Genomic DNA, 25,353 nt, shown 5'->3' on the forward strand with positions numbered 1-25,353 from the left:
TTATTCCTCGGTACCGTGTTGACCGCCGTGCTGGCTCATGTCCATCACGTGATCGGTCTGCTTGCTGAAGTCGGACTTCATGAACTTCTTGATGACCGTTCTGAACAGATCCGGCTCGACCGTCGAGTAGTAGGCGACCGGCTGCTTCTCGCTGGGCTTGGCCAGCTCGGTGTAGCTCGCCTGGTCCAGGGTCTTGCCACCCGACTGCTTGACCTTGTTTACCCAGGCGTCGAAATCACCGGCGGTGGGTACCGCGTGCACGGCAAAGATCATGTCGGAGAAGCCGGCGCCGCTGTAGTTGGCCGAGCGACCTTCGAATTCGCCGGGATGATCGGCGATCAGGTGCAGCTGGCTCTGCATGCCGGACATGGCATAGATCATGCCGCCCAGGGCCGGGATCGACAGGGTGTTCATAACCGACTCGGAGGTGATCTTGAACTGCACCGGACGATTCACCGGGATGGCGATCTCGTTCACCGAGGCAATGCCTTGCTCGGGATAGATGAACAGCCATTTCCAGTCCATCGAGACCGCTTCGATCACCAGCGGCTGCTCGGAATGGTCGAGCGGCTTGAAGGGATCCAGCTCGTGGGAAGTCTTCCAGTTCAGGATGCTCAGGAACACCACGATGGCCAGGGGGACCAGCCAGACCACGGCTTCGATCTTGTAGGAGTGAGCCCAGTTCGGGGTGTACTTGGCTTCCTTGTTGGTAGCGCGGTACTTCCAGGCGAACAGGAAGGTCATCACGATGACCGGGATCACCACGATCAGCATGAGGCCGAACGCTGTGTAGATGAGGTTGCGTTCTTGCACGCCGATGGAGCCTTTCGGGTCCAGCAGCACGGCGTCGCACCCGCTGAGCAGCAGCGCGGCGGCACCGGCCAGAAGCCAACCGGTTGGTTTTAGATACTTCGTTAGTTTCATCTCACGACCTCAGTAGAGCGGCTCATCGTGGTTATTCTCTCAACGTGCCTGTCGCCAGCCTCATGCTCCGCAACGGACAGGCATCCGTGCGGCAGGCTGATGGATTGCAGAAATTGCGGGATTTCGCAGCGCGGTATGGTGCCACAGAGGGGCTGGATATTCGACCCTTTGGTCAGCCGCTGTTCAGGTGTTGCCGCCCGTCAAGCAAGCCGAAATCAGGCGGTGTAAGGCACTGTCATGCGCTGGGTAAGAGTAGCCGAGGGGCAGGGAGTCGCCAGTTTGCTCGGGCGTTTGCGGTCAGCTCGCACGCAAGGCGCAGATCGGAAAGGGACGCAGAAAGGCTCGGCCCAAGGCGGCTAAGGCCTTGAAGGCTTTGAAAAGAGCGAGGAGGGATGAGGCGGAAGGATGGTGCCGGAGATAGGAGTCGAACCTACGACCTTCGCATTACGAATGCGCCGCTCTACCAACTGAGCTACACCGGCACGAAGCTTTCAATGATAAGTCTTCGGTCATCTGCTGTGCAAGCCTGGTCATCGGGCCTGTGCCAAGCCCTGTGGCGATGTGTCGCACTGCTGTCCGCCGCTGATTTCGCGATTCGTTAATGCTTCTCGGCCTGACGTGATTTTTGCGCGCGAAGGTCAGCGGTCAGGGCGGCATGCATTCGGGAAACCTTTATGGGAGTCGTCATACCTAAACCTTCGCGGATCCAGCCTTGCCGCAGCTTCGCCCCCATGATCCTGCCAATAGATAGCTGCCCATGCGGAGAGCCTCGATGACCGATTACTCCCTTACCCGTCGTAACGTGCTCGTCGGCTCCGCCGTGGGGCTCGCCGCCGCTGCTTCGGGCGCTGCCGTCGCCCAGGAAGGCAGCAGCGCGACTCGTCCCGCCAAGCCGCTGCAGGACCCGCGCACCAAGTACACCCGCGAGCCTTTCAAGGAGCAGCGCCAGGAATGGCCGGCGCTCACCAGCAAGATGGAGCCGCGTCCCGACCATGGCGAGACCAGCTATCACGGCTCGGGTCGCCTGGCCGGGCGCAAGGCCCTCATCACCGGCGGCGACAGTGGCATCGGTCGCGCCGTGGCCATCGCCTTTGCCCGGGAAGGGGCGGATGTGGCTATCAACTACCATCCTTCCGAAGAGTCCGACGCTCAGGAGGTGGTCAAGCTGATCCAGGAAGCCGGCCGCAAGGCCATCACCCTGCCGGCTGACATCCGTACCCAGGAGGCCTGCGAAGACGTCGTGAGCAAGGCCGTCCAGCAACTCGGCGGCCTGGACCTGCTGGTGAACAATGCCGCCTATCAGCAAAGCAAGGCGGACATCCTCGAGATCACCGACGAGCAATTCGACCGCACCTTCAAGACCAACGTCTATCACGTCTTCCGCTTCAGCAAGGCCGCCATCCCGCACCTGCCGCCGGGCGCCAGTATCATCAATACCGTCTCGGTGAATTCCTATGATCCCGGCGAGGAACTCATCGACTACGCCGCGACCAAGGCCGCCATCCTTAATCTCACCAAGGGCATGGCCAAGCAACTGGCCAAGAAGGGTATTCGCGTCAACGCCGTGGCGCCGGGTCCGGTGTGGACGCCGCTGCAGGTGGCGGGTGGTCAGCTGGAAGGGCAGATGAAGGAGTTCGGGCAGGACACGCCGCTGGGGAGGGCAGGGCAGCCGGCGGAGTTGGCGGGGTTGTATGTGGCGTTGGCGGAGGAGGAAGCGAGTTTTAGTACGGGGACGGTGGTGGGGGCGTTTGGGGGGAAGGGGATGCCTTGAAAGGCGGCTTTATATGGCTAGTGCGAATATTTTTAGAAAAAATACTATCTATTAATTTCCAATTTCATAGTGCTACCTGAAGCTTATCAAGTATTAAAAGTCGACCAATTGACATTGATCGACTTTTAATGGTTCTAGCCTATGTTAATGCAGTATGCATCAACGGCACTCGGACGGGGCAAAAGTAGCAGCCAGACTTCCTTCGGTAGTGCCTTTGAATCCGCCATCGGCCGATCCTTTGGCTCTGCATTTCCAGACAACTGCATCACTCGGAGGAGTGAAGGTCTTAGTTCCATCTGGCAGTGCAGTACCTTTTGGAGCATTAGGGGTTAGAATAATAGTACCGCCCCCCGCTGCGGCTGTAGTCGTAATGGTGATTGCACCGGTCGTTGCATCAATTGCGACGCTAGAGGTATTCGCAGTCGCGCTCGGTTGAGTATAACCAAGACCATAACCAGATGCCGATGCTCCAGGATTGCCTGAAGAGAGCACATCAGCAACATTTACTTTTGCGGCGTCTGCCAGGCCTAGGCCTTCCGCGACGCGAGCTCTAGTAGTGTAGTTTTGGTAGGCAGGAAGAGCTACCGCCGCCAAAATACCAATGATCGCAACGACGATCATCAGTTCGATCAAGGTAAAGCCTTTCTGAGCTTTCATTCCAAATCTCCGAGGTTGGATCAGGCCAACGTGCCTGTTTGAGGTATAGCACAGGCCGTGCCAAAGAAAAGTGGCGACTGCAGCACGTTTTCCTTGTGGTGGGCGTCAACAAAAGGGCAGGTGATGACAAAAAATGTCAGCTGTCTGGCGTCATTTTGCGGGCGCCATTGGTGGTGCTATAACGCTTTCTGTAGCTAAGGGTAGGAATGACGATGAACGAGACAGTGATGCTGTCGGGACTAGCGCGGCAGCTAGTGGATGCTCAACTGCTGGCGGAGGCGGCAGCGCAGCAGGCGGTGGTCAAGGCCAAGCAGGCCAAGGTGCCACTGGTGACCTATCTCGTTCAGCAGCGGCTGGTGCAGAGCCGCCCTTTGGCGGAGTTGGCTGCCCAGGAATTCGGCGTACCCTTTGTTGATCTTGCGGCTATCGACAAGGAGCAGCTACCCAAGGACATCGTCAACGAAAAGCTGATGCAGCAGCACCACTTCCTGCCTTTGAGCAAAAGAGGCAACAAGCTTTTCATCGCGCTTTCCGATCCTACCAACCAGCAGGCCATCAATGATGTGTCCTTTGGCAGCAAGCTGGCGGTGGAGGTCGTGCTGGTCGAAGATGACAAGCTACATCAGGCCATCGAGCGCTACCTCGATACGGGAACCGGTGGGCTTGAGTTGTCCGATCTCGATCTCGATCTGGAAGCTGAGGGAGGAGAGCGGGCGCAAGAAGCCGTGGCTGGTACCGACGCCGACGATGCGCCCGTGGTGAAGTTCGTCAACAAGATGCTGCTCGATGCCATCAAGAAGGGCTCGTCCGACCTACACTTCGAGCCCTATGAAAAGATGTACCGGGTACGCTTCCGTACCGACGGTGTCCTGCACGAAGCGGCGCGGCCCCCGGTGCAGCTGGTGTCACGGATTTCGGCTCGGCTCAAGGTGATGTCCAATATGGATATCTCCGAGCGGCGCAAACCCCAGGATGGCCGGGTAAAGCTCAAGGTCTCCAAGACCAAGTCCATCGACTTCCGGGTCAACACCTTGCCTACCCTCTGGGGCGAGAAGATCGTGATGCGGATTCTGGATTCCTCCAGCGCCCAGATGGGGATCGATGCCTTGGGCTACGAGGATGTGCAGAAGGAGCTCTATCTGCAGGCACTCAAGCAGCCGCAGGGGATGATCTTGGTGACCGGTCCGACCGGTTCGGGCAAGACGGTATCCCTCTATACCGGCCTCAACATCCTCAATACCGAAGACATCAATATTTCCACGGCGGAGGATCCGGTGGAAATCAACTTGGAAGGTATCAACCAGGTCAACGTCAACCCGCGTCAGGGACTCGACTTCTCTCAGGCGTTGCGGGCCTTCCTGCGTCAGGATCCCGACGTGATCATGGTGGGTGAGATCCGGGACCTGGAAACGGCGGAGATCGCCATCAAGGCAGCCCAGACCGGTCACATGGTGATGTCGACCCTGCACACCAACAGCGCGGCGGAAACCCTGACGCGCTTGCGTAACATGGGCGTGCCCGCCTTCAACCTGGCGACCTCGGTCAATCTCATCATCGCCCAGCGGTTGGCACGCAAGCTGTGCAGCAAGTGCAAGAGAGTCCATGAAGTGCCGCGTGAGGCATTGTTGGCCGAAGGGTTCAAGGAAGAGGAGGTCGGTAGCTTCACCCTTTACCAGCCTATCGGTTGCGAAGACTGCAATGCGGGATACCGCGGCCGGGTGGGGATCTACGAGGTGGTGAAGATCACCCCGGCACTGCAGCAGATGATCATGGAGGAGGGCAACTCCATCGAGATCGCGGCGCGGATGCGTAAAGAGGGCTTCAATGATCTGCGGCGGTCGGGGCTGGTGAAGGCGATGCAGGGGATTACCAGTCTGGAAGAGATCAATCGGGTAACCAAGGACTAGCGGCTTTCCCTCACCCTAGCCCTCTCCCGGAGGGAGAGGGGACTTGATCCGAGCGTTGGTCGATCATCGCTGCAAGCCTCGGATACGTCGGGGCGCGGCGACTGTCGCTGTTTGGCGTGATGCTTGCCTTTAAAGCCGCAACCAGCTCTACATAGAGCATTCTTTTGACGGGCTCGCCACCGCGGGCCGAGCCTTTGACGAGTCGAGGCCATGGCCGATAAAGCTATCAAGATGGGCAGCTTCACCTGGGAGGGGACCGATCGCAAAGGGACCAAGGTGAAGGGCGAGATGACGGGCCTGAACCCTGCGTTGATCAAGGCGCAGTTGCGCAAACAGGGAATCAATCCGACCCGGGTACGCAAGAAGTCGGTGTCCCTGTTCGGCAAGGGCAAGAAGATCAAGCCCATGGATATCGCCCTGTTCACTCGACAGCTGGCGACCATGATGAGTGCCGGTGTGCCCCTGCTGCAGGCCTTCGACATTATCGGCGAGGGCTTCGATAATCCCAACATGCGCAAGATGGTCGACGACATCAAGCAGGACGTCGCCGCGGGTAACAGCCTGGCCAACTCCTTGCGCAAGCAGCCGCAGTATTTCGATGACCTCTATTGCAACCTGGTGGACGCAGGTGAGCAATCGGGTGCCTTGGAGACCCTGCTGGATCGGGTAGCCACCTATAAGGAAAAGACCGAGGCGTTGAAAAAGAAGATCAAGAAAGCCATGACCTATCCCGCGGCGGTGATCGTCGTCGCGGTGATCGTGTCGGCCATTCTATTGATCAAGGTAGTGCCTCAATTCCAATCGGTGTTCGAGGGCTTCGGGGCTCAGCTGCCGGCCTTTACCCTTATGGTCATCGCGATTTCCGAGGTTTTGCAGGAGTGGTGGTTGCTGGTACTGGGCGGGCTCTTTGTGCTGGCTTTCGTCCTTCGTCACTTCTACAAGAAATCGGAAAAATTCCGCGACGCGGTCGATCGTGGATTGCTCAAGATCCCGTTGATCGGCTCCATTCTCTACAAGTCGGCCATTGCCCGTTATGCCCGGACCCTGGCCACAACCTTCGCAGCGGGTGTCCCGCTGGTGGATGCCCTGGACTCGGTGGCGGGTGCGACCGGCAACGTGGTATTCCGCAATGCCGTGGAGAAGATCAAGGGCGATGTGTCCACCGGTATGCAGCTCAATTTCTCCATGCGCACTACCGGGGTGTTCTCTTCCATGGCCATCCAGATGACAGCTATTGGTGAGGAATCCGGTTCGTTGGACGAAATGCTGTCCAAAGTCGCGACCTTCTATGAAGACGAGGTCGATAACATGGTCGACAACCTCACCACCCTGATGGAGCCGATGATCATGGCGGTCCTGGGGGTTCTGGTGGGTGGTCTGATCATTGCCATGTATCTGCCCATCTTCCAGCTCGGCTCGGTGGTCTGATGGCGCTGCTGGAGTTCCTGGCCGGCGCGCCGCTGGCCGCGGCGCTGTGCGCGCTGGTCCTGGGGCTGCTGGTGGGCAGCTTTCTCAATGTGGTGGTCTATCGCCTGCCGGTGATGCTGAGGCGGGCTTGGCAGGCGGAGGCGCGTGAGGTGCTGGAGCTGCCGGCCGAGCCGGCAGGCGCCCCCTTCAACCTGGCGCGACCTGCTTCACGCTGTCCTCATTGCCAGCGCGCGGTGCGGCCCTGGGAAAATGTGCCGGTGCTGAGTTATCTGGTCCTGCGCGGTCGCTGCAAGGGGTGTCAGGCCTCTATCAGCCTGCGTTATCCGCTGGTGGAGCTGGCCTGTGGACTGCTGTCGGCCTGGGTCATCTGGCACCTGGGCGTGACCTGGCAGGGTGGGGCCTTTCTGCTGCTGACCTGGGGGCTACTGGCGGCCAGTTTGATCGACGCCGATCACCAACTGTTGCCGGATGTGATCGTGCTGCCGCTGTTGTGGCTGGGACTGGTCGCCAATCAGTTCGGCCTGTTCACCAACCTCGGCGATGCCGTCTGGGGCGCGGTAGCGGGGTATCTGAGTCTGTGGCTGGTATTCCAGCTGTTCCGTCTGGTGACTGGCAAGGAAGGCATGGGCTATGGCGACTTCAAGCTGCTGGCGCTGCTCGGCGCCTGGGGCGGTTGGCAGATCCTGCCGTTGACCATCCTGCTGTCCTCGCTGGTGGGCGCCATTCTGGGCGTCATCACCCTGCGGCTGCGGCGGGCGGAAAGCAGCACGCCCTTGCCCTTCGGTCCCTATCTCGCCGTGGCGGGGTGGATTGCCTTGCTCTGGGGTGATCAAATAACCGGCCTGTACCTGAACTTCGCCGGATTCCGATGACTTCTGCCTGGACCCTCGGCCTGACCGGGGGTATCGGCAGTGGCAAGAGCGCCGCTGCCGAGCATTTCGCCCAGTTGGGCATCACCTGTGTCGACGCCGACCAGGCCGCCCGCTGGGTGGTGGAGCCGGGACGACCGGCGCTGGCCGAGATCGCCGGGCATTTTTCGCCCGCTGTCTTGCAGCCGGATGGCAGCCTGGATCGAGCGGCGCTGCGAGCCGCGATCTTTGCCGATCCAACTGAGCGGCGCTGGCTGGAAGCCCTGCTGCATCCCCTCATTCGCCAGGAAATCCTGGCGGCCCTGGCTGGTGCCGAGTCGCCCTATGCCATCCTGGTGTCGCCGCTGCTATTCGAGTCCGGACAGCGGGCGTTGGTGCGGCGGGGGCTGGTGATAGACGCGCCGGAAGCGCTGCAGCTCGAGCGGGCCATGCGCCGCGACGGGGTGGACGAAGCCCAGGTACGGGCCATCCTGGCGGCGCAGTTGCCGCGCGCCGAGCGGCTGGCCAAGGCGGATGACGTCATCTGCAACGACGGCGATCTCGCCACGCTCCACGCCGAGGTGGAGCGCCTGCATTCCTTTTATCTGACCCTTGACGGAGGCCAAGTATGAGCACTCTTACCGTGGACTGCCCCACCTGCGGCGCACCCGTGGAATGGAGCGAGAAGAGCGCCAACCGGCCCTTCTGTTCCGACCGCTGCAAACTGATCGATCTGGGTGCCTGGGCGGCGGAAGAGCACGCCATCCCCGGCAATGAGCTGGAAGACGATCTCTACTCCGAAGACCTCAATCGGCGCGGCCACTAGGGCGCGCCTTCCCCTATAGCCGCTGCGCCCAGGCCTGGGCGGTCGCCTGGGCCGCCTGGCGCAGCTTGGCCGGCAGCTCGGGTTTCTCGTATTCCAGCGGGCTGGACGCCGTCACCGTATGGATCCGGTCGCGCTTGATGAAGAAGACCTGGGTGCCCAATAGCGGCTTGCTGCAGGCGCTGGCGCCTTCGCCCAGGCCGTCGATGGCCTTGCACTCCAGTTGTTCGCTCAAGGATTGCACCTGCCGGCGCAGCTTGGGCAGCGCCCGACCGCCATTCTCGTAACCCGCCGACAGGCCCAGCAGGTAGTTGGCCGGCTGGCCGGTGTCGCGATCGGTGAAGGCGCAGCCGCCGGCGATCTGCCGGGCATAGGCCAGGGGCAGGCCGGAGGTCTGCTGGAGCAGGGGCAAGGGCAATTGCGCCTGCAGGCTGGCGCAGTCGACGGGCTCGCCGGTGTCGGCATGGGCGAAGGCGGCACCCAGAAGCAGGGGAAGGGCAACGAGGAAACGCATGAAAACATCCTGTCGAAGGCCGGCGGCCGATAGCGGCTGAGTCTACCGGCTCGAGTCCCGCGATAGGCGGGTGGACGGAGCGGCTGTGCACTGCGTCATGCGTCGGTCAACACATTGCGGGCTGGTGTCTGGCGCGGGTGATCCTTACCCTGGCCGCAGATAGCGAACAGCGAGGCGTAGGATGTCCGAGGCGCTCACTCCCGGATTCATGGTGGTACACGGCAATCGGCTCGAAGAGCTGCGCGGCCTGGCGGTCGGCTGGATGCGGCGGTATCCCCTGGCGCCGCTGGAAAACGAACAGGTGCTGGTGCAGAGCAATGGCATCGCCCAGTGGCTCAAGCTGGCGCTGGCCGAGGATCCGCGCGGTGACGACGAGGGCGGTTGCGGGATCGCCGCGGCCCTCGAAGTGCAGTTGCCCGCGGCCTTTCTCTGGCGGACCTATCGCCAGGTATTGGGGCGTGACCAGGTCCCACCCTCCTCGCCGCTGGACCGCGCGCCCCTGACCTGGCGTCTGATGCGGCTCCTGCCGACCCTGCTCCTGCAACCGGACTTCGCCGCCCTGCGGCGCTTTCTCGACGACGACGGCGATCTGCGCAAGCGCTATCAGCTGGCCGAGCGCCTGGCCGATCTCTATGACGGCTACCAGGTCTATCGCGCCGACTGGCTCAACGACTGGGCCGCGGGGCGCGATCTGCTGGCCAGCCTGCGCGACGGTCGGCGTCCTTTGCCGGAAAGTTGCCGCTGGCAGGCGCAGCTGTGGCGGGCGCTGCTGGACGATGTGGGTGACGGTGGTCTGGCCCGCAGTCGGGCCGGGGTGCACCGGCGCTTTCTGGAGGTCATGCAGGCGGCGACCGAGCCGCCAGCCGGTCTGCCGCGGCGGGTGGTGATCTTTGGCCTGTCGGCGATTCCGGCGCAGACCCTCGAAGCCCTGGCCGCCCTGGCGCGCTTCAGCCAGGTGCTGCTCTGCGTGCACAATCCCTGTCGCCATCACTGGTCCGATATCGTCGCCGACCAGGATCTCCTGCGGCAGAATTACCGGCGCCAGCAGCGCAAGCCGGGCATGCCGCAGACCCTGGATGCCGAGGCGCTGCACCAGCACGGCCAGCCGCTGCTGGCGAGTTGGGGCAAGCAGGGCCGCGACTATATCCACCTGCTGGACGAATTCGACGAACCCGATGGCTATCGCCGCCTGTTCGAGGACCTCAACGGTGGGCGCATCGACCTCTTCGCCGAAACCGAGCCCCAACACCTGCTCGGCCAGTTGCAGGACGACATCCTCGAATTGCGTCCGCTGAGCGAGACCCGCGAGCGCTGGCCGGCGGTCGATCCGGCACGGGACAGGTCCATGCGCTTCCATGTGGCCCACAGCCCCCAGCGCGAGGTGGAGATTCTCCACGACCAGCTCCTGGCGCGCTTCAACAGCGACAGCAGCCTCCGGCCGCGCGACGTCATCGTCATGGTGCCGGACATCGACGCCTATGCGCCGCACATCCGCGCGGTGTTCGGCCAGCTCGAACGTCAGGATCCACGCTTCATCCCCTTCAGCCTGGCCGACCAGCACCAGCGCGGTTTCCAACCCTTGCTGATCGCCCTGGAGCACCTGCTGCAGCTGCCCGACAGCCGCTTCGCCCTGAGCGAGATCCTCGACCTGCTGGACGTACCGGCGCTGCGCGCCCGCTTCGGTCTGCGCGAGGGCGATCTGCCGACCCTGCATCTGTGGCTGGAAGGCGCCGGCGTGCGCTGGGGACTGGATGCCGAGCAGCGCAGTCGCCTCGACCTGCCCGAGGGGCTGACGCAGAACACCTGGCGCTTCGGTCTGAGGCGCATGCTGCTGGGCTACGCCGTCGGCAGTGGCGCGGCCCTGGGGGATATCGAGCCCTTCGACGAGGTGGGCGGCCTGGACGCAGCACTGGTCGGACCGTTGGTGGATCTGCTCGATGCCCTGGACGCGGCCCAGGCGGCGCTGGCCCAGCCGGCGCGACCGGCGGAGTGGGGCGCCCGCCTGCAGGCGCTGCTGGCGCTGTTCTTCAGTGCCCAGGATGAGCACGACGAATACCTGCTGGAACAGCTGGAAAATCTGCGCGAGCGCTGGCTGGAACTGTGCGAGGACGTGGCGCTGGATGAAGACCTGCCACTCACCATGGTGCGCGAGGCCTGGCTGGCGGGGCTGGACAGCGGTGGCCTGGCCCAGCGCTTTCTCGCTGGCGCGGTCAATTTCTGCACCCTGATGCCCATGCGCGCCATTCCCTTTCGCGTGGTCTGCCTGCTGGGCATGCATGACGGTGCCTATCCGCGCATCCAGTCACCGCTGGATTTCGATCTCATGGCCCAGGACTACCGTCCTGGGGACCGCTCGCGACGGGAGGACGACCGCTATCTGCTGCTGGAAGCGCTGCTCTCGGCGCGCGATCAGTTCTATGTCAGCTGGGTGGGGCGCAGCATCCGCGACAACAGCGAGCGCCCGCCGTCGGTGCTGGTCGCCCAGTTGCGCGACCATCTCCAGGCCGGTTGGCGGCTGGCGGGGCATGAAGAGGAGCCGGAGCGCCTGCTCATGGCCCTGACCCAGGAGCATCCCCTGCAGCCTTTCAGTGCCCGCTACTTCCGCGGTGAGCGCGGCTATTTCAGCTTCGCGGCCGAGTGGCTGGGCGTGCATGACCGCACCACGCGTGACGAGGATGAGCTGTTGCCGCCGCTGGTGCCCGAAGAACCCCTGGGCCTCGATGATCTCGCACGCTTTCTGCGCGGACCGGTGGACCTCTTCTTCGCCAATCGCCTCAAGGTGCACTTCGCGGCGCCCGATGCGCCGGCGGAAGACGAAGAGCCTTTCGGCCTGGACGCCCTGACCCGCTACCAGTTGGGCGAAGACCTGCTGGCGGCGGCTCTGGCCGCGCCGGCCGAGGCGGATCAGGCGCTCTTGGCCGCCGCCGAGCGCCTGCGCGGCAGTGGTCGGCTGCCGCTGGCGGGTTTTGGCGAGCGGGCCGGGCGGGCCTTGCGCGAGCCGCTGCCCGCCGTGGTGGCCCAGGTCGAGGCCCTGACGCTGCGCTGGCCCGAACCCCTGGAAGAGGCCCTGACCCTGGATATCGAACATCGCGAGCTGCAACTGGTGGCCAACCTCGAACGGCTGCGCCGCGGCCCCGAGGGCCTGCTGGCCCTGAACGCCCAGGCCAATGGCCTGGGCAATACGCGTACCCGCAAGTGGCACCGGCTGTTGCGGCCCTGGGTACAGCACCTGGTCGCCGCGGCCGGTGGTCTGCAGCTGACCACCGCGGTGGTGGCGACCGACCTGACCCTGTTGCTGGCGCCACTGGACGCTGAGCTGGCTCGCCGTCAGCTGAACGAATTGCTGGACGCCTGGGCCCTGGGGCAGCGGCGGCCGCTGCCGGTGGCGCCGCGCACCGCCTTCGCCTGGCTGGCCAATGACCCGGACAAGGCCCTGGCGGCGGCCGAGCAGGCCTATCAGGGCGAGGCGGCGACTCATCCGGCGCTGCGTCGGCAATACCCGGACTTCGCCGCCCTGCTGGCCGACGAGGAATTCGATGGCTGGTGCCAGACCCTCTATGCCCCGGTCTATAACGCCGGTTGGCAGGTGATGGGTGGGGAGGGCCAGGCATGAGTCAGCGTCCGCTCGCCCTACGCTTTCCGCTGCAGGGCAATCAGCTCATCGAGGCCAGTGCCGGCACTGGCAAGACCTTCACCATTTCCGCGCTCTATGTGCGTCTGGTGCTGGGCCACGGTACGCCGGAGACGGCCTTCGGCCGCGAACTGCTGCCGCCCCAGATCCTGGTGGTGACCTTTACCGAGGCAGCCACCCAGGAATTGCGCGATCGCATTCGCCATCGCCTGGCCGAAGCCGCGCGTTTCTTCCGCGACGAGATCGCCGCGCCCGATCCGCTGCTCGCCGAGTTGCGCGAGGACTTTCCGGTCGAGGCCTGGGCCGACTGCGCCCGCCGTCTGGACATCGCCGCCCAGTGGATGGACGAGGCGGCCGTCTCCACCATCCACAGCTGGTGCCAGCGCATGCTGCGCGAGCACGCCTTCGACAGCGGTAGTCTCTTCGTGCAGAACCTGGAGCAGGACCAGAGCGAGCTACTCGCCCAGGTGGTGCGCGACTACTGGCGACGCTTTTGCTACCCCCTGGAAGGGGAGGCGCTGGACTGGGTGATCGAGCACTGGGGCGAGCCCCGCGCTCTGGCCGCACGCCTGCGACCCTTGCTGAGCGAGGCCCTGGGCGCGCCCCAGGGCGAACCCGCCGCCTTGCTGGCCACCGCCCTGACGGAGCGTCGCGAGCGATTGGCACGGCTCAAGGCGCCCTGGGCCCAGTGGGCGGAAGAGGTGCGTGACCTCTGCCAGGCCGGCTGCGACGCCAAGGTGGTCGACGGCCGCAAGTTGCAGAAGCGATTCTTCGGGCCCTGGTGCGACAAGCTGGTCGCCTGGGCTGACAACCCCGCCAGCGAGGACCTGGATATCGGCACCGGCTTTACCCGGCTGACCGAGGAGGGCTTCGCCGAGGTCTGGACCAAGGCCAGTCCGCCGGATCATCCGGCCCTGGCGGCCATGGCGCGCCTGCCCGGGCAACTGGCCGAGCTGCCCAGCCCCGAGGTGCCGCTGCTGGAGCACGCGGCGGCCTGGGTGCAGCAGAAATTCGAGCGCGAGAAGCTGCGTCGCGCCGAGCTGGGTTTCGACGACATCCTCACCCGCCTGGATCGGGCATTGCAGGCCGATGGCGCCGGCGCGCGGCTGGCGGCGCTGATCCGCGAGCAATTCCCGGTGGCGCTGATCGACGAATTCCAGGACACCGATCCGGTGCAGTACCGCATCTTCAGCAGCGTCTATGGCGCGGGGGAGGGTACCGGGCTGTTCCTGATCGGCGATCCCAAGCAGGCCATCTATGCCTTCCGCGGCGCCGATATCCATACCTATCTGCAGGCGCGTCGCGCCAATGCCGGCCACCTGCACTCGCTGGACACCAACTTTCGTTCCACCGCCGCCATGGTCGCGGCGGTCAACCAGGTGTTCGCCCATGGCGAGGCCACGGCCCCGCGGGCGGCCTTCCTGTTCCGCCAGGGCGAGGACAATCCGGTGCCCTTCGAGCCGGTCCGCGCCCAGGGGCGGCGTGAAGTCCTGGAGATCGACGGCACGCCTGGCGCGGCCCTGACCTTCTGGCAGCTGGCCGGCGACGAGCCCCTGGCCGGCACCGCCTATCGCGCCACCCTGGCCGAGAGCACCGCCAGCGAGATCGTCCGGTTGCTGAGCCTGGCCGCCGAGGCCAAGGCCGGCTTTCGACGCGAAGACGGCGAGCTCACGCCACTGCGGCCGGCCGACATCGCCATCCTGGTACGCGCCGGCAGCGAAGCCCAGGCGGTACGCCAGGCGCTGGTGCGACGCGGGGTGCGCAGCGTCTATCTGTCGGACAAGGATTCGGTGTTCACCGCCCAGGAGGCCCGCTGCCTGCTGGACTGGCTCAAGGCCTGCGCCGAGCCCGACGTGGATCGTCGGCTGCGCGCGGCGCTGGGCAGCCTGACCCTCGACCTGCCCTTGGCCGAACTGGATGCCCTCAATCACGACGAGCAGGCCTGGGAGGCGCGGGTGTTGCAATTCCGCGGCTATCGCCAGCTATGGCGCGGCCAGGGCGTGCTGCCCATGCTGCGCCGACTGCTGCAGGACTTCCGCCTGCCGCAGCGGCTGATGGCCCGCGCCGATGGCGAGCGGGTGCTGACCAATCTGCTGCACCTCGCCGAACTGCTGCAGCGTGCCGCCGGCGAGCTGGACGGCGAGCAGGCGCTGATCCGCCACCTGGCCGAGCAACTGGCCGCCCAGGGCGCCGCCGACGAGCAGATCCTGCGCCTGGAAAGCGACGCCGAGCTGGTCAAGGTGGTGACGGTGCACAAGTCCAAGGGCCTGGAATATCCGCTGGTGTTCCTGCCCTTCGCCTGCGCCTATCGCGCCGAGGAGAGCGCCAGCCTGCCGCTGCGCTATCACGACGATCAGGGCCAGCTGCGCCGCACCTTCAAGCCCTCCGCCGAGGAACTGGCCCGCGCCGACGACGAGCGCCTGGCCGAAGACCTGCGCCTGCTCTATGTCGCCCTGACCCGGGCCCGCCATGCCTGCTGGGTCGGGGTGGCCGATCTCAAGCGCGGGCGCAGCAAGGAATCCGGCTTCGCCCGCAGTGCCCTTGGCTACCTGGCCACCGGCGGCGAGCCCCTGGCGAGTTCGGCGGCCCTGGGCACCGCCCTGACCACCCTGATCGGCGCGCAACCTGACACCCTGATCCTGCCGCTGCCCGCAGCCAGTCCGGCACGCCTGCCCGAAGCCCGCGAAGCGCCGGTGACCCTCAAGGCGCTGACGGCCCGTCGGGCGGCCCGCGAGGACTGGTGGATCGCCTCCTACAGCGCCCTGCGCATCGGTACGCGCCTGGGCGAGGCGCGGGAGGAGGTCCCGTTCAACCTGGAGCTGGATCTGGATACCCCGGCGGCCCAGAAGCTGTTCGACGACGATCGCCTCGCCCCGGACGAGGCCCGCCAGCCGGCGGCCGGCGAAGACCTGCATCGCTTTCCCCGCGGCCCCGGTCCGGGCACCTTCCTGCACAGCCTGCTGGAATGGGTGGGCGAGGAGGGCTTCACCGCCATCCAGGCGGCGCCCGAGCGGCTGGACGATCTGATCGCCCGGCGTTGCCAGCGGCGTGGCTGGAATCACTGGATTCCCATCCTGCAAGGCTGGCTGCGCCAGTTGCTGGCGCTGCCGCTGCCCCTGCCGGGGGGCAGCCAGCGCCTGGGCGAACTGGCGCGCTACCAGGTGGAGATGGAATTCTGGTTCGCCACCCATGGCGTCGATCTGGAGCGGCTGGACGAGCTGGTGCGGCGCGGCACCCACGGCGGCCAGGCGCGGCCGATGCTGGAACCGGGACAGCTCAACGGCCTGTTCAAGGGCTTCATCGATCTGGTCTTCGAACACGAGGGGCGCTATTTCGTGGTGGACTACAAGTCCAACTGGCTGGGCGCCGAAGCCGGGGCCTATACCCGCGCGGCCATGGAGGAGGCCGTCCTGGCCAAGCGCTATGACCTGCAGTACGTGCTCTACAGCCTGGCCGTGCACCGGCTGCTCAAGGCGCGACTGCCCGACTATAGCTACGAGCGCCACTTCGGCGGCGCCGTCTACCTGTTCCTGCGCGGCTGTGATCCGGCCGGCCACGGCGTCTTTGTCGAGCGGCCCGCCCAGGCGCTGATCGAGACCCTGGATCTGCTGTTCAGCGGTGCGGAGAATGCCCATGTCTGATTTCAGCCCCGCCACCGAACGGCTGCTGCGCCTGGCGTCCCTGGCCCAGGAGCGTCCACTTACCCCGCTCGAACAGCGGGACGACCTTTTTCGCCTACTGGAACTCTGGGTGCAGCGCGGCTGGTTGCGCCAGGTGGACCGGGCCTTCACCGGCTTTCTCGGCGAACTCGAACCCCAAGGCGACTCGGCGGTGCTCTTGGCCGCGGCCCTGGCCAGCCATCAGCTCGGCCATGGCCATGTCTGCCTGGATCTCGCCGCCACCCTGCGTAATCCCGATGCCGCCCTGTCGCTGCCACCCGAAGGCGACGAGGCGCGCGCGTCGCTCTTGCCGTCGCAGTTGCTGCACGGCCAGACCCTCGAGGCCTGGCAGCAGGCGCTGCGGGCCAGCGCCCTGGTCGATGGCGACGGCAGCTGTCCGGAACGACCGCTGGTGCTGGGCGGTGAGCGCCTCTACCTGCGTCGCTACTGGAATTACGAACGCGCGGTGGCGGCCAGCCTGCGCCAGCGCCTGGCCACCCCCGAGCCTTTGCCGGCGGATCTTGCCGAGCGTCTCGATCGGCTGTTTCCGCCGGACCCCGACGCGGGTGGCGAACCCGACTGGCAGAAACTGGCCTGCGCCCTGGCGGTGCGCGGTGCCTTCAGCATCGTCACCGGCGGCCCCGGCACTGGCAAGACCACCACCGTGGTGCGCCTGCTGGCGCTGCTCCAAGCGCCCGCGGTGGCGGCCGGTCGCCCCTTGCGCATCCGCCTGGCCGCACCGACCGGCAAGGCGGCCGCGCGCCTCACCGAATCCATCGGCGGCCAGGTCAGTCGCCTGCCGGTGGATGACGAACTGCGCCGGCACATCCCCACCGGGGTGACCACGGTGCACCGGCTGCTGGGCAGTCGGCCCAATACCCGCCACTTCCGCCATCACCGCGGGCATCCCTTGCCGCTGGACGTGCTGGTGGTGGACGAAGCCTCGATGATCGACCTGGAAATGATGGCCAGCCTGCTGGCGGCCCTGCCGCCGCGGGCGCGTCTGGTGCTGCTGGGGGACAAGGATCAGCTGGCTTCGGTGGAGGCGGGCGCGGTGCTGGGCGATCTCTGCCGGGATGCCGAAGCCGGACGCTACAGTCCGGCCACCCGCGCCTGGCTGGAAGCCGTGAGCGGCCAGTCGCTGGCCCAGACGACCCTGGCGGTCGGCGACGACCAGGGTGACGCCCTGGCCCAGCAGGTGGTGATGCTCAGGCGCTCACGGCGTTTCGGCGCTGGCAGCGGGATCGGCCAGCTGGCCCGTCGGGTGAATGCCCAGGACGGCCAGGGTGCGCAGCAGGTGCTGGTCGACGGCGGCTACGCCGATCTCCATCGGGTCCTGCTCAAGGGGCCGGAGGATCGCGCCCTCGAACGCCTGGTGCTGGAGGGACGCGGGCGCGCCCGGGGCTATCGACATTATCTCGAGGTCCTGCAGGGGACGCGGCCTCAGCTGGATACCGTCCTGGAGGATCCCGCCTGGACGCTCTGGGCCGGCCAGGTGCTGGCCGCCTTCGACGACTTCCAGCTGCTCTGCGCCGTGCGCAAGGGCCCCTGGGGTGTGGAAGGTCTCAACCTGCGCATTGCCAGTGCCCTCTTGGCGGCGGGCCTGCTCGCGGGCGAGCACGGCTGGTACGAGGGCCGTCCGGTGCTGGTGACGCGCAACGACTACAGCCTGGGGCTGATGAATGGCGACATCGGCATCACCCTCTGCCTGCCGGACGCCAACCAGCCGGCGCGCAAGGTCCTGCGGGTCGCCTTTCCCCGCGGCGATGGCAGCGGCGGTCTGAGATTCGTCTTGCCCAGCCGGTTGGCGGCGGTGGAGACGGTGTTCGCCATGACCGTGCACAAGTCCCAGGGCTCGGAATTCGCCCACACCGCGCTCCTGCTGCCCGAGCAGCTCAGTCCGGTGCTGACCAAGGAGCTGGTCTATACCGGCATCACCCGGGCGCGCGATGATTTCACCCTGATCGAGGCCCGTGGCGGCATCTTTGCCGAGGCGGTGGCCCGGCGGGTCCGTCGCGTCAGCGGCCTGGACCTGGATTTGCGAAACACTGTGTAAATGTACAGATAAACGCTGGACGCTCCCCTCGCGCCTGCCTAAGGTGAGGGGAGCCGTCCGCGATGAGAGCGCTATGACTTCCCTGCCTTTCGTTTCCCTTGTGCTTCCCCTGTTGCTGCTGGCCGGCTGGGCGGGTTCGGCCGTCTGGCTGACCGGACGCCAGCGCTATCTGCAACAGCAACTCGACAGCGCCGCCGAGCGCTACGACATGCTGCGCGACGACCTGCAACGCGCCGAGCTGGCCAACGGTCGCCAGGTGGTGGAGCTGGGCGCCGAGCGCGAACGCACCGCCGCTCTGCAGCGCCAGCTGGAGGCCAATCGCGAGCTGGAGGCGGAGTTGCGCCAGCAGACCCGCCAGGCCCAGTTGCAGGCCGCCGAACAGCACGCCCTGGCCGAGGCCACCCGCGCCCAGCTGCAGGGCATCCAGGAGCAGCTCGCCGAGGTGCGCGAGCGCCAGCACCGCGAGCAGCAGCTGCACGCCGAGGTGCAGGAACGCCATGCGCGCCTGACCGAAGAACACGCGACGCTCCGGACCACCCTGGAACAGAAGGAAGAGCACTTCCAGGCGCAGCAACAGCTGCTGCGCGAGAGTCGCGAGCAACTCAAGCTGGAATTCGAGCAACTGGCCGGACGCATCTTCGACGCCAAGGGCCAGGCCTTCGCCCAGCACAGCCAGCAATCCCTGGATGCGCTGCTACGGCCCTTCCGCGAGCAGATCGAGGGCTTTCGCGCCAAGGTCGAGGACATCCACCACAAGGATGTGCAGCAGCAGGCGGCCCTCGGCCAGCAACTGCTCGACCTCAAGGAGCTCAACCGCCAGATCACCCAGGAAGCCCACGACCTGGCCACCGCCCTGCGCGGCCAGAAGAAGGCCCAGGGCAACTGGGGCGAACTCATCCTGGAAAACGTGCTGGAGCGCTCCGGCCTGCGCGAGGGGCGCGACTTCGTCCGCGAACGCAGCTTCACCACCGAGACCGGTCGCCGGCGACCGGACGTGCTGGTCCATCTGCCGCAGAAGAAGCACCTGGTGGTGGACGCCAAGGTGTCGCTCAACGCCTATACCCGCTACGTCAACAGCGAAGACGAGGGCGAGCGCCGCCTGGCCCTGGGCGAGCACGTGCGCGCCGTGGGTGAGCGCATCCGCGAACTGGCCGACCGCGAGTACTTCAGTCTGCCGGGGCTGAATTCGCCGGAGATGGTCTTCTTGTTCATCCCCATCGAATCGGCTTTCGTCGAGGCGCTCAAGGCCGACGAGAGCCTGTTCCAGCGTGCCATCGAGCAGAATGTCTTGGTGGCGACGCCGACCACCCTGCTGACCAGCCTCAACATCGTCCGCCAGCTCTGGCGCTTCGAGGACCAAAATCGCCACACCGCCGAACTGGCCGAGCGCGCGGGCAAGGTCTACGACAAGCTGCGCACCTTTCTCGGCAGCATGGACGGCATCGGCAAGAGTCTGGACAAGGCCGGCGAAGCCTATCGCAAGGCCTGCGGCCAACTGGTGGGCGGGCCGGGCAACCTGGTCAAGCAGGTGGCCGACTTCAAGGAACTGGGCGTGGCGGTACGCACCGAGCTCGACGGCCAGTGGACCGAGCGGGCAGAACTGGAGCTGACCATGGTCGAGCTGGAAGCCGCGGCCGAGTCTTCCGATCGGGACTGATTCGCGCAGACCGGGCAGGAGCGCCGGCGATCCGCCTGGACGATTCCGGGAGGAGGGCGGTACGCCTGACCGGCGCCAGGCGCGCCGGTCAGGACGGTAGGCTTAGTGGTGCTCGCGGGTGGCGCGGAATTTGATCTCCGGCCAGCGCTCTTCCATCAGCGCCAGGTTGACCCGGGTCGGCGCCAGGTAGGTGAGGTGCCCGCCGCCGTCGACCGCCAGGTTCTCGAAGGCCTTGTTCTTGAAGTCTTCGAGCTTCTTCTTGTCATCGCACTCGATCCAACGCGCCGACCAGACGTTGATGGCCTCGTAGGCGCACTCCACCTTGTATTCTTCCTTCAGGCGGCTGGCGACCACGTCGAACTGCAGCACACCCACCGCGCCGAGCACGATGTCGTTGTTGCGCTCGGGAAAGAACACCTGGGTGGCGCCTTCCTCGGCCAACTCCTGCAGACCCTGGCGCAGCTGCTTGGATTTCAGCGGATCCTTCAGGCGCACGCGGCGGAACAGTTCCGGGGCGAAGTGCGGGATACCGGTGAAACCCAGGGCTTCGCCTTCGGTGAAGGTGTCGCCGATCTGGATGGTGCCATGGTTGTGCAGGCCGATGATGTCGCCGGCGAAGGCCTCGTCCAGGTGCTCGCGCTCGCTGGAGAAGAAGGTCAGGGCGTCGGCGATCTTCAGATCCTTCTTGATGCGCACATGGCGCAGCTTCATGCCCTTCTCGTACTTGCCCGAGCAGATGCGCATGAAGGCGATGCGGTCGCGGTGCTTGGGATCCATGTTCGCCTGGATCTTGAACACGAAGCCGGAGAACTTCTCTTCCACCGGCTCCACCACCCGCTCGTGAGCGGCGCGCGACAGCGGACGCGGGGCCCAGTCGACCACGGCGTCGAGCACCTGGTCGACGCCGAAGTTGCCCAGGGCGGTACCAAAGAATACCGGGGTCATCTCGCCGCGCAGGAAGGCCTCGCCATCGAATTCGTGGCAGGCGCCCTGGACCAGCTCCAGCTCCTCGACGAAGCGGTCGTAGAGATCGCCCAGGTGGGCGCGGGCCTCGTCGGAGTCCAGTTTGTCGATGGTCTTGGTGGCGATGCGCTCGTGGCCATGGCCGGGGGTGTAGACGTAGATGCGGTCGTCCGAGAGGTGATAGACGCCCTTGAAGTCGCGATAGCTGCCGATCGGCCAGGTGATGGGGGCGGCCTTGATCTGGAGCACTGCCTCGATCTCGTCGAGCAGCTCGATGGGATCGCGGATGTCGCGGTCGAGCTTGTTGATGAAGCTGACGATGGGGGTGTCGCGCAGGCGGCAAACGTCCATCAGGGCGATGGTGCGGGGTTCGACGCCCTTACCGCCGTCGAGCACCATCAGCGCCGAGTCCACCGCGGTCAGGGTGCGGTAGGTGTCTTCGGAGAAGTCTTCGTGACCGGGGGTGTCGAGCAGATTGATCATGTGCTCGCGGTAGGGGAACTGCATCACCGAGGTGGTGATGGAGATGCCGCGCTGCTTTTCCATCTCCATCCAGTCGGAGGTCGCGTGCCGGTCGGATTTGCGCGACTTCACCGTGCCCGCGACGGCAATGGCCTGGCCCATCAGCAGCAGCTTTTCGGTGATGGTGGTCTTGCCCGCGTCGGGGTGGGAAATGATGGCGAAGGTACGGCGCTTGGCGACTTCGGCGGCCTGGGTGGTCATGGATGAACCTGGGCGGGAAGAAAAAAGAGGGGGCGGAGTATAGCAGAGGGCAGCCCCACCGGCTCGAGGTCGGTAGGGCTGTGCCAGGCGTCGCTCAGCGCTGCGGCTGGATGTTGCCGTCGCAGCAGGGCGGGGTGCGCTTGCGGCGCACCAGGCGCTTACCCAGCGCCATACCCGGGATCTCGATGTATCTGTGGGTCAGGCAGGCGAAGGCGAAGACCACCGCCAGTTCCACTACCACCACCAGGTTGTCCAGCACGACGCTGCCGGTGGCGATGTAGCGGATCATGAAGGGCAGCGGTGCATCATGGGAGGGCGCCACCACGGTGAGGTCCTGATGCAGCAGCTTGCCCAGCACGATGAAGGCGCTCTTGATCACGAAGATCACCGCGGCGTGGCACAGATAGATGGAGTAGGAAAGCACCCCCAGGCGCACGAAGAGGCCGTGATGCAGCACGCTGGAGATCAGGCCGCGCTCGAAGGCGAAGGTGAGGATGGTGACGCAGAACACCAGGGTCGCCAGCACGCCCTTCTTGGGCACCGGCAGGTCAGAGGTCATCACCGCGGCGCCGGCGATCAGGCAGGCCAGTTCCAGGAGGGTGCCACCGAATTGTCCGCCGTTGTGCTGCTTGATCCAAACATAGAGGCGATAGGTGCAGGCGCCGGCGAAAAAGCACGACAGGCCGCGGAAGATCTCGGTCTTCAGCGGCAGGAAGGGAAACAGCAGCTGCACAAAGGTCAGCAGGGCGATCGCCAGGAACCACTGGCGCTGATGACCCTGGCCCTTGAGCACCAGCAGGCCAAAGACCAGATAGAGGTAGAACTCGATGCTGATGCTCCAGGACGGGTAATTGAAGGAGCCGGTGATGGCCTGGCCGAGCCAGGATTGCAGCAGCAACAGATTGGGCAGGAATTGCTCGGGCGCGGTGGCGCCGCTGAACGCCGGATCGTTGAAGCCGACCCCCAGTTTTTCCGCCAGCAGGCGACCGCACTCCAGCAGCACATAGAGACCGAGCATGGCTAGATGCAGCGGCAGGATCCGCGTCGCGCGACTGATGGCGAAGTCGCGATAGTCGTCCAGGGTGCGCAGCCGGCTCTCATAGGTGTGCATGAGCACGAAGCCACTGAGCACGAAGAAGAACTCGACGAACAGGTAGGCATTGGCAATCAGCGGATTTTCCGAGGCGGCCTGAGCGACATAGGTGTGAAACAGGACGACGGCGACGGCCAACAGACCGCGAAAGCTATCCAAAGCGACAAATCTTTCCATGGGGTATCCCTGAGGGTGCGGCAAGAAGAGGCGAACGGATGCAGCGCTGCCGTTAGGGGGAAAGACTGGAGGGGTAGTGCGGAAACGTGAAAGCTGACATGGCATCCTGGCTCTTGTGCGTCGCAAGCGTCTTAATAGTCGAACTATTACTTGCTGTTACATTTTGATCGCCAAAAACCAGCAAGTTCTTGCTAGGCCGTCCCTGGCCCGGCGTTTTGTGATTGCAGTCACCGATTTCCGGGCAAGTTGTCACCCAACGGCAAGAAGGCGCCGCCCGTACTGCCCGGTGGCGCTTCGCTCAGCGAGGACCCAGGGTCTGGCAGTCGGCCGGCTTCACGTATATCTGCAGCACCTTCCACTGCGGGCGGGGCTTGCCCTTGACCGGTTCGATCGCCAGCGGATAGTCGCCCCAGTTGGGGCCGGCTGCCCAGTACATGGCCGGGATGCATTCCTGGCGCAGCCGCGCCAGCAGGCGGTCCATGGCGGCCAGCCAGCGGGGGTCGTTGTCCGGCACGCCGAATTCGCCGATGTGACCGCGCTTGCCGTGCTGCTTGAGCCAGGTGATGAAGGGCTCGACCCGGCGGATGCCGACATCCGGATCGAAGTCGGTCATGTCCTTCTTGAGGTACTTGCCGCCACCGTCATTGTCGAAATAGACGTGCGCCGAATAGATCAGGTTGTCGGCCGGATCCTTGAGGCCGAGCAGCTTGGCGTTGTAGCGCGGCCAGAGATAACTGCTGGACCAGCCATTGCCTTCGATCAGGAGCGGACGCGCCCGATCCACCTCGCGCACCGCGTCGATACCGTGCTGGGCTGCCACCGGCCATTGCTCAACGGCATCGTGGGGTTCGTTCATGATGTCGTAGGCGGCGAGGGCGGGGTGCTCGTGCCAGCGCTGGGCGATCCGGCGCAGGACATCGGCGTAGGCCGGATAGGGCACCGCCGCGCTGCCGATGATCTGGCCGCGGTATCTCATGTAGTTGTGCAGATCCAGGATCACGCTCATGCGATAGCGCTTGGCGTTGTCCAGGGTCTGGTCGATCAGCTTGGCGTAGGCGGGATCCAGGGGTTGTCCCAGCGTGGGCTGGAGGCGCTCCCAGATGACCGGGAAGCGGATCACCCGAATGCCTTTGGCCGCCCAACGTCGGTAATGGCCGGCATCAGGAAAGAAATAGTTGGTTCCCGGCTTGCCCGGCAGTACGTGGGGCGCGAAGCCGGCGCCGGAAAAATTCAGACCGACGAGATCGGTGGGGAAGTCCCGTGAGGCAGCCTGGGCAACCGGCATGGCGGCCAGACCGCAGAGCAGGGTGAACAACAGGGTGAGCTTGGATTTCAGGCGTAGCGTCATCGGCAAGGTCCCGGACAGTGACGGAAGACGTGGGAATATCGGGCGGTCGTGGCCCGATCCGCCATGAGGCCTGAAGAGACGCCGGGAAGTTGCAGTGCAAGGCTCAGAAGGTGCGCCAGACAACGTTAATGTCGGGCGAAAACCGCGGAAATGCGAGCTGGTTAGGCTGGCGGGCAGCTAGGCGCAGGACGCCGCGGCGTCTGGATCCGGGCACCGCGACCCCCAGGTAGGAAAGGAAGGGTGGAGCGGGTAATGAACTGCCTGTGACTGCTTTCCATCTTTCCATGGCGCAGGCAGGTCATTCGAAAGCGGTCTTTAGCGACGCAGGCAGATCCCAGCCCACTGCTCGGCTTCGCGGCGGGCCGAGGCCTCGTCGCTGAATTCGGCGATCAGGCCGCCGTGCGCATACACCACCACCCAATTTTCCACCTTGGGTTGCAGCAGCATTACGGGGGCAGAGGAGAGAACAGCGGAGTCCAACGATGCACAAGCCGTCATGTCATTCATAACGTTCCCTTTGAAGTTAGCTCGGTGAATAGTCTGTTTTTATAGCGGTTCCAGAAACGGCGCTTGGTGCTATCACTGGGCCACCTATTGACCTTGGTATGGCTGAATGATCCCTCAAAGCGTCAGCCATTCGTCGGCATGATAAAGGGGTGCCAAAACCCCGTCACCGCACTGGCTCACAGAAAGATGTTTCAGATATGACCGTACGTCAGCTGAGCTGTGTGCCGCTCCACGAAACGGCGGCGGCTTGCCTCGTCATCTGTGACGGGTATCGCTCGGGTACTGCAAAGCGGATAACAGTAAGCGTATTAAATTTATCGTCACACATTCGCCGAAGGCTCTAGCGCGCGACTCTCGCTTTTTGCTGGCTGTCCGAGCCTCTCGGCCGGGCCTTTCACCCTGTCAAGACGTTCCGCTTCGCATGATCGGGTTGGCATTGAGCGAGTCTATTGGGTTAGCCTGAAAAGGAGCTGGCGAACTATCGACTGCGATGGACGTCAATCTCTTCGGTCGAGACAAGGCGCCATGTCGTTCCCCCGGAGCGACACCCAAGGGCTAGGCAGATCCGAGATCCGCAGTGCCCCGTTGGTCCAGCCGGCATACCCGCCATGCCCTGCTGTGTCTCGACCCTGAACCCGGACAGCCGTCCTGCGCCTCGCCCCGTGCG

At 64.8% G+C, this 25,353-nt stretch carries 17 protein-coding genes and 1 tRNA gene; 10 read left to right on the plus strand and 8 right to left on the minus strand.

Translation table 11 applies throughout. From position 1 onward, the window contains the following. The gene (gene cyoA, locus EC839_RS15830) at nt 1–924 is read right to left on the minus strand and encodes a ubiquinol oxidase subunit II (RefSeq protein WP_007160924.1); all 924 of its coding nucleotides are present in this window, start codon (nt 922–924) and stop codon (nt 1–3) included. 406 nt (nt 925–1,330) lie between these two features. Beyond that, nucleotides 1,331–1,406, minus strand: a tRNA-Thr gene (locus EC839_RS15835). A gap of 290 nt (nt 1,407–1,696) precedes the next feature. Here EC839_RS15835 and EC839_RS15840 point away from each other — a divergent pair. Continuing rightward, nucleotides 1,697–2,695, plus strand: a complete 999-nt coding sequence (locus EC839_RS15840) for an SDR family oxidoreductase (protein ID WP_132832781.1) — start codon at nt 1,697–1,699, stop codon at nt 2,693–2,695. Nucleotides 2,696–2,854: 159 nt separating this feature from the next. Here EC839_RS15840 and EC839_RS15845 read toward each other — a convergent pair whose 3' ends face one another. Next, entirely contained in the window at nt 2,855–3,352 is a 498-nt protein-coding gene (locus EC839_RS15845; RefSeq protein WP_132832782.1) for a pilin, read from the minus strand. 212 nt (nt 3,353–3,564) lie between these two features. Between EC839_RS15845 and pilB the strand changes: the two genes are divergently transcribed. From pilB to yacG, 5 genes are all read left to right on the plus strand, one after another. Further along, on the plus strand, nt 3,565–5,259 hold the full coding sequence (gene pilB / locus EC839_RS15850; RefSeq protein ID WP_132832783.1) for a type IV-A pilus assembly ATPase PilB: 1,695 nt from the start codon (nt 3,565–3,567) through the stop codon (nt 5,257–5,259). A 210-nt stretch (nt 5,260–5,469) separates the two neighbouring features. Further along, the gene (locus EC839_RS15855; RefSeq protein ID WP_027600839.1) at nt 5,470–6,687 is read left to right on the plus strand and encodes a type II secretion system F family protein; all 1,218 of its coding nucleotides are present in this window, start codon (nt 5,470–5,472) and stop codon (nt 6,685–6,687) included. Next, nucleotides 6,687–7,559, plus strand: coding sequence for an A24 family peptidase (locus EC839_RS15860; protein ID WP_132832784.1), 873 nt, complete (start codon nt 6,687–6,689; stop codon nt 7,557–7,559). Before EC839_RS15855 ends, EC839_RS15860 begins: the two co-directional genes overlap by 1 nt. Then, nucleotides 7,556–8,167 carry a dephospho-CoA kinase gene (gene coaE, locus EC839_RS15865; protein WP_132832785.1) on the plus strand — a complete coding sequence of 204 codons (612 nt, stop codon included), beginning with the start codon at nt 7,556–7,558 and terminating at the stop codon, nt 8,165–8,167. Before EC839_RS15860 ends, coaE begins: the two co-directional genes overlap by 4 nt. Beyond that, a complete protein-coding gene (yacG, locus tag EC839_RS15870; protein ID WP_007160931.1) occupies nt 8,164–8,361 on the plus strand; it encodes a DNA gyrase inhibitor YacG in 198 nt (65 codons plus the stop codon). The genes coaE and yacG overlap by 4 nt, the downstream gene beginning before the upstream one ends. 13 nt (nt 8,362–8,374) lie before the next feature. On the opposite strand, the gene EC839_RS15875 is transcribed toward yacG, so the two are convergent. Beyond that, the gene (locus EC839_RS15875) at nt 8,375–8,872 is read right to left on the minus strand and encodes a hypothetical protein (RefSeq protein WP_132832786.1); all 498 of its coding nucleotides are present in this window, start codon (nt 8,870–8,872) and stop codon (nt 8,375–8,377) included. A 181-nt stretch (nt 8,873–9,053) separates the two neighbouring features. Here EC839_RS15875 and recC point away from each other — a divergent pair, with 181 nt between their 5' ends. From recC to rmuC, 4 genes are all read left to right on the plus strand, one after another. Next, nucleotides 9,054–12,485, plus strand: a complete 3,432-nt coding sequence (gene recC, locus EC839_RS15880) for an exodeoxyribonuclease V subunit gamma (RefSeq protein ID WP_132832787.1) — start codon at nt 9,054–9,056, stop codon at nt 12,483–12,485. Beyond that, complete coding sequence (gene recB / locus EC839_RS15885; RefSeq protein WP_132832788.1) at nt 12,482–16,144, plus strand: exodeoxyribonuclease V subunit beta; 3,663 nt, start codon at nt 12,482–12,484, stop codon at nt 16,142–16,144. Before recC ends, recB begins: the two co-directional genes overlap by 4 nt. Further along, nucleotides 16,137–18,218 (plus strand): exodeoxyribonuclease V subunit alpha, encoded by a 2,082-nt coding sequence (recD, locus tag EC839_RS15890; RefSeq protein ID WP_132832789.1) that lies wholly within the window; start codon nt 16,137–16,139, stop codon nt 18,216–18,218. Before recB ends, recD begins: the two co-directional genes overlap by 8 nt. A gap of 73 nt (nt 18,219–18,291) precedes the next feature. Further along, nucleotides 18,292–19,875 (plus strand): DNA recombination protein RmuC, encoded by a 1,584-nt coding sequence (gene rmuC / locus EC839_RS15895; protein ID WP_007160936.1) that lies wholly within the window; start codon nt 18,292–18,294, stop codon nt 19,873–19,875. 102 nt (nt 19,876–19,977) lie between these two features. Here rmuC and EC839_RS15900 read toward each other — a convergent pair whose 3' ends face one another. From EC839_RS15900 to EC839_RS15915, 4 genes are all read right to left on the minus strand, one after another. Continuing rightward, complete coding sequence (locus tag EC839_RS15900) at nt 19,978–21,561, minus strand: peptide chain release factor 3 (protein WP_132832790.1); 1,584 nt, start codon at nt 21,559–21,561, stop codon at nt 19,978–19,980. Nucleotides 21,562–21,655: 94 nt separating this feature from the next. After that, complete coding sequence (locus EC839_RS15905; protein ID WP_132832791.1) at nt 21,656–22,831, minus strand: acyltransferase; 1,176 nt, start codon at nt 22,829–22,831, stop codon at nt 21,656–21,658. 298 nt (nt 22,832–23,129) lie between these two features. After that, the gene (locus EC839_RS15910; protein WP_132832792.1) at nt 23,130–24,179 is read right to left on the minus strand and encodes a glycoside hydrolase family 5 protein; all 1,050 of its coding nucleotides are present in this window, start codon (nt 24,177–24,179) and stop codon (nt 23,130–23,132) included. A 315-nt stretch (nt 24,180–24,494) separates the two neighbouring features. Further along, complete coding sequence (locus EC839_RS15915; RefSeq protein ID WP_132832793.1) at nt 24,495–24,686, minus strand: hypothetical protein; 192 nt, start codon at nt 24,684–24,686, stop codon at nt 24,495–24,497. Between the last annotated feature and the right edge of the window lie 667 nt (nt 24,687–25,353).

The sequence above is a fragment of the Pseudomonas sp. JUb52 genome (genome assembly GCF_004341115.1).
GTDB lineage: Bacteria > Pseudomonadota > Gammaproteobacteria > Pseudomonadales > Pseudomonadaceae > Chryseomonas > Chryseomonas oryzihabitans.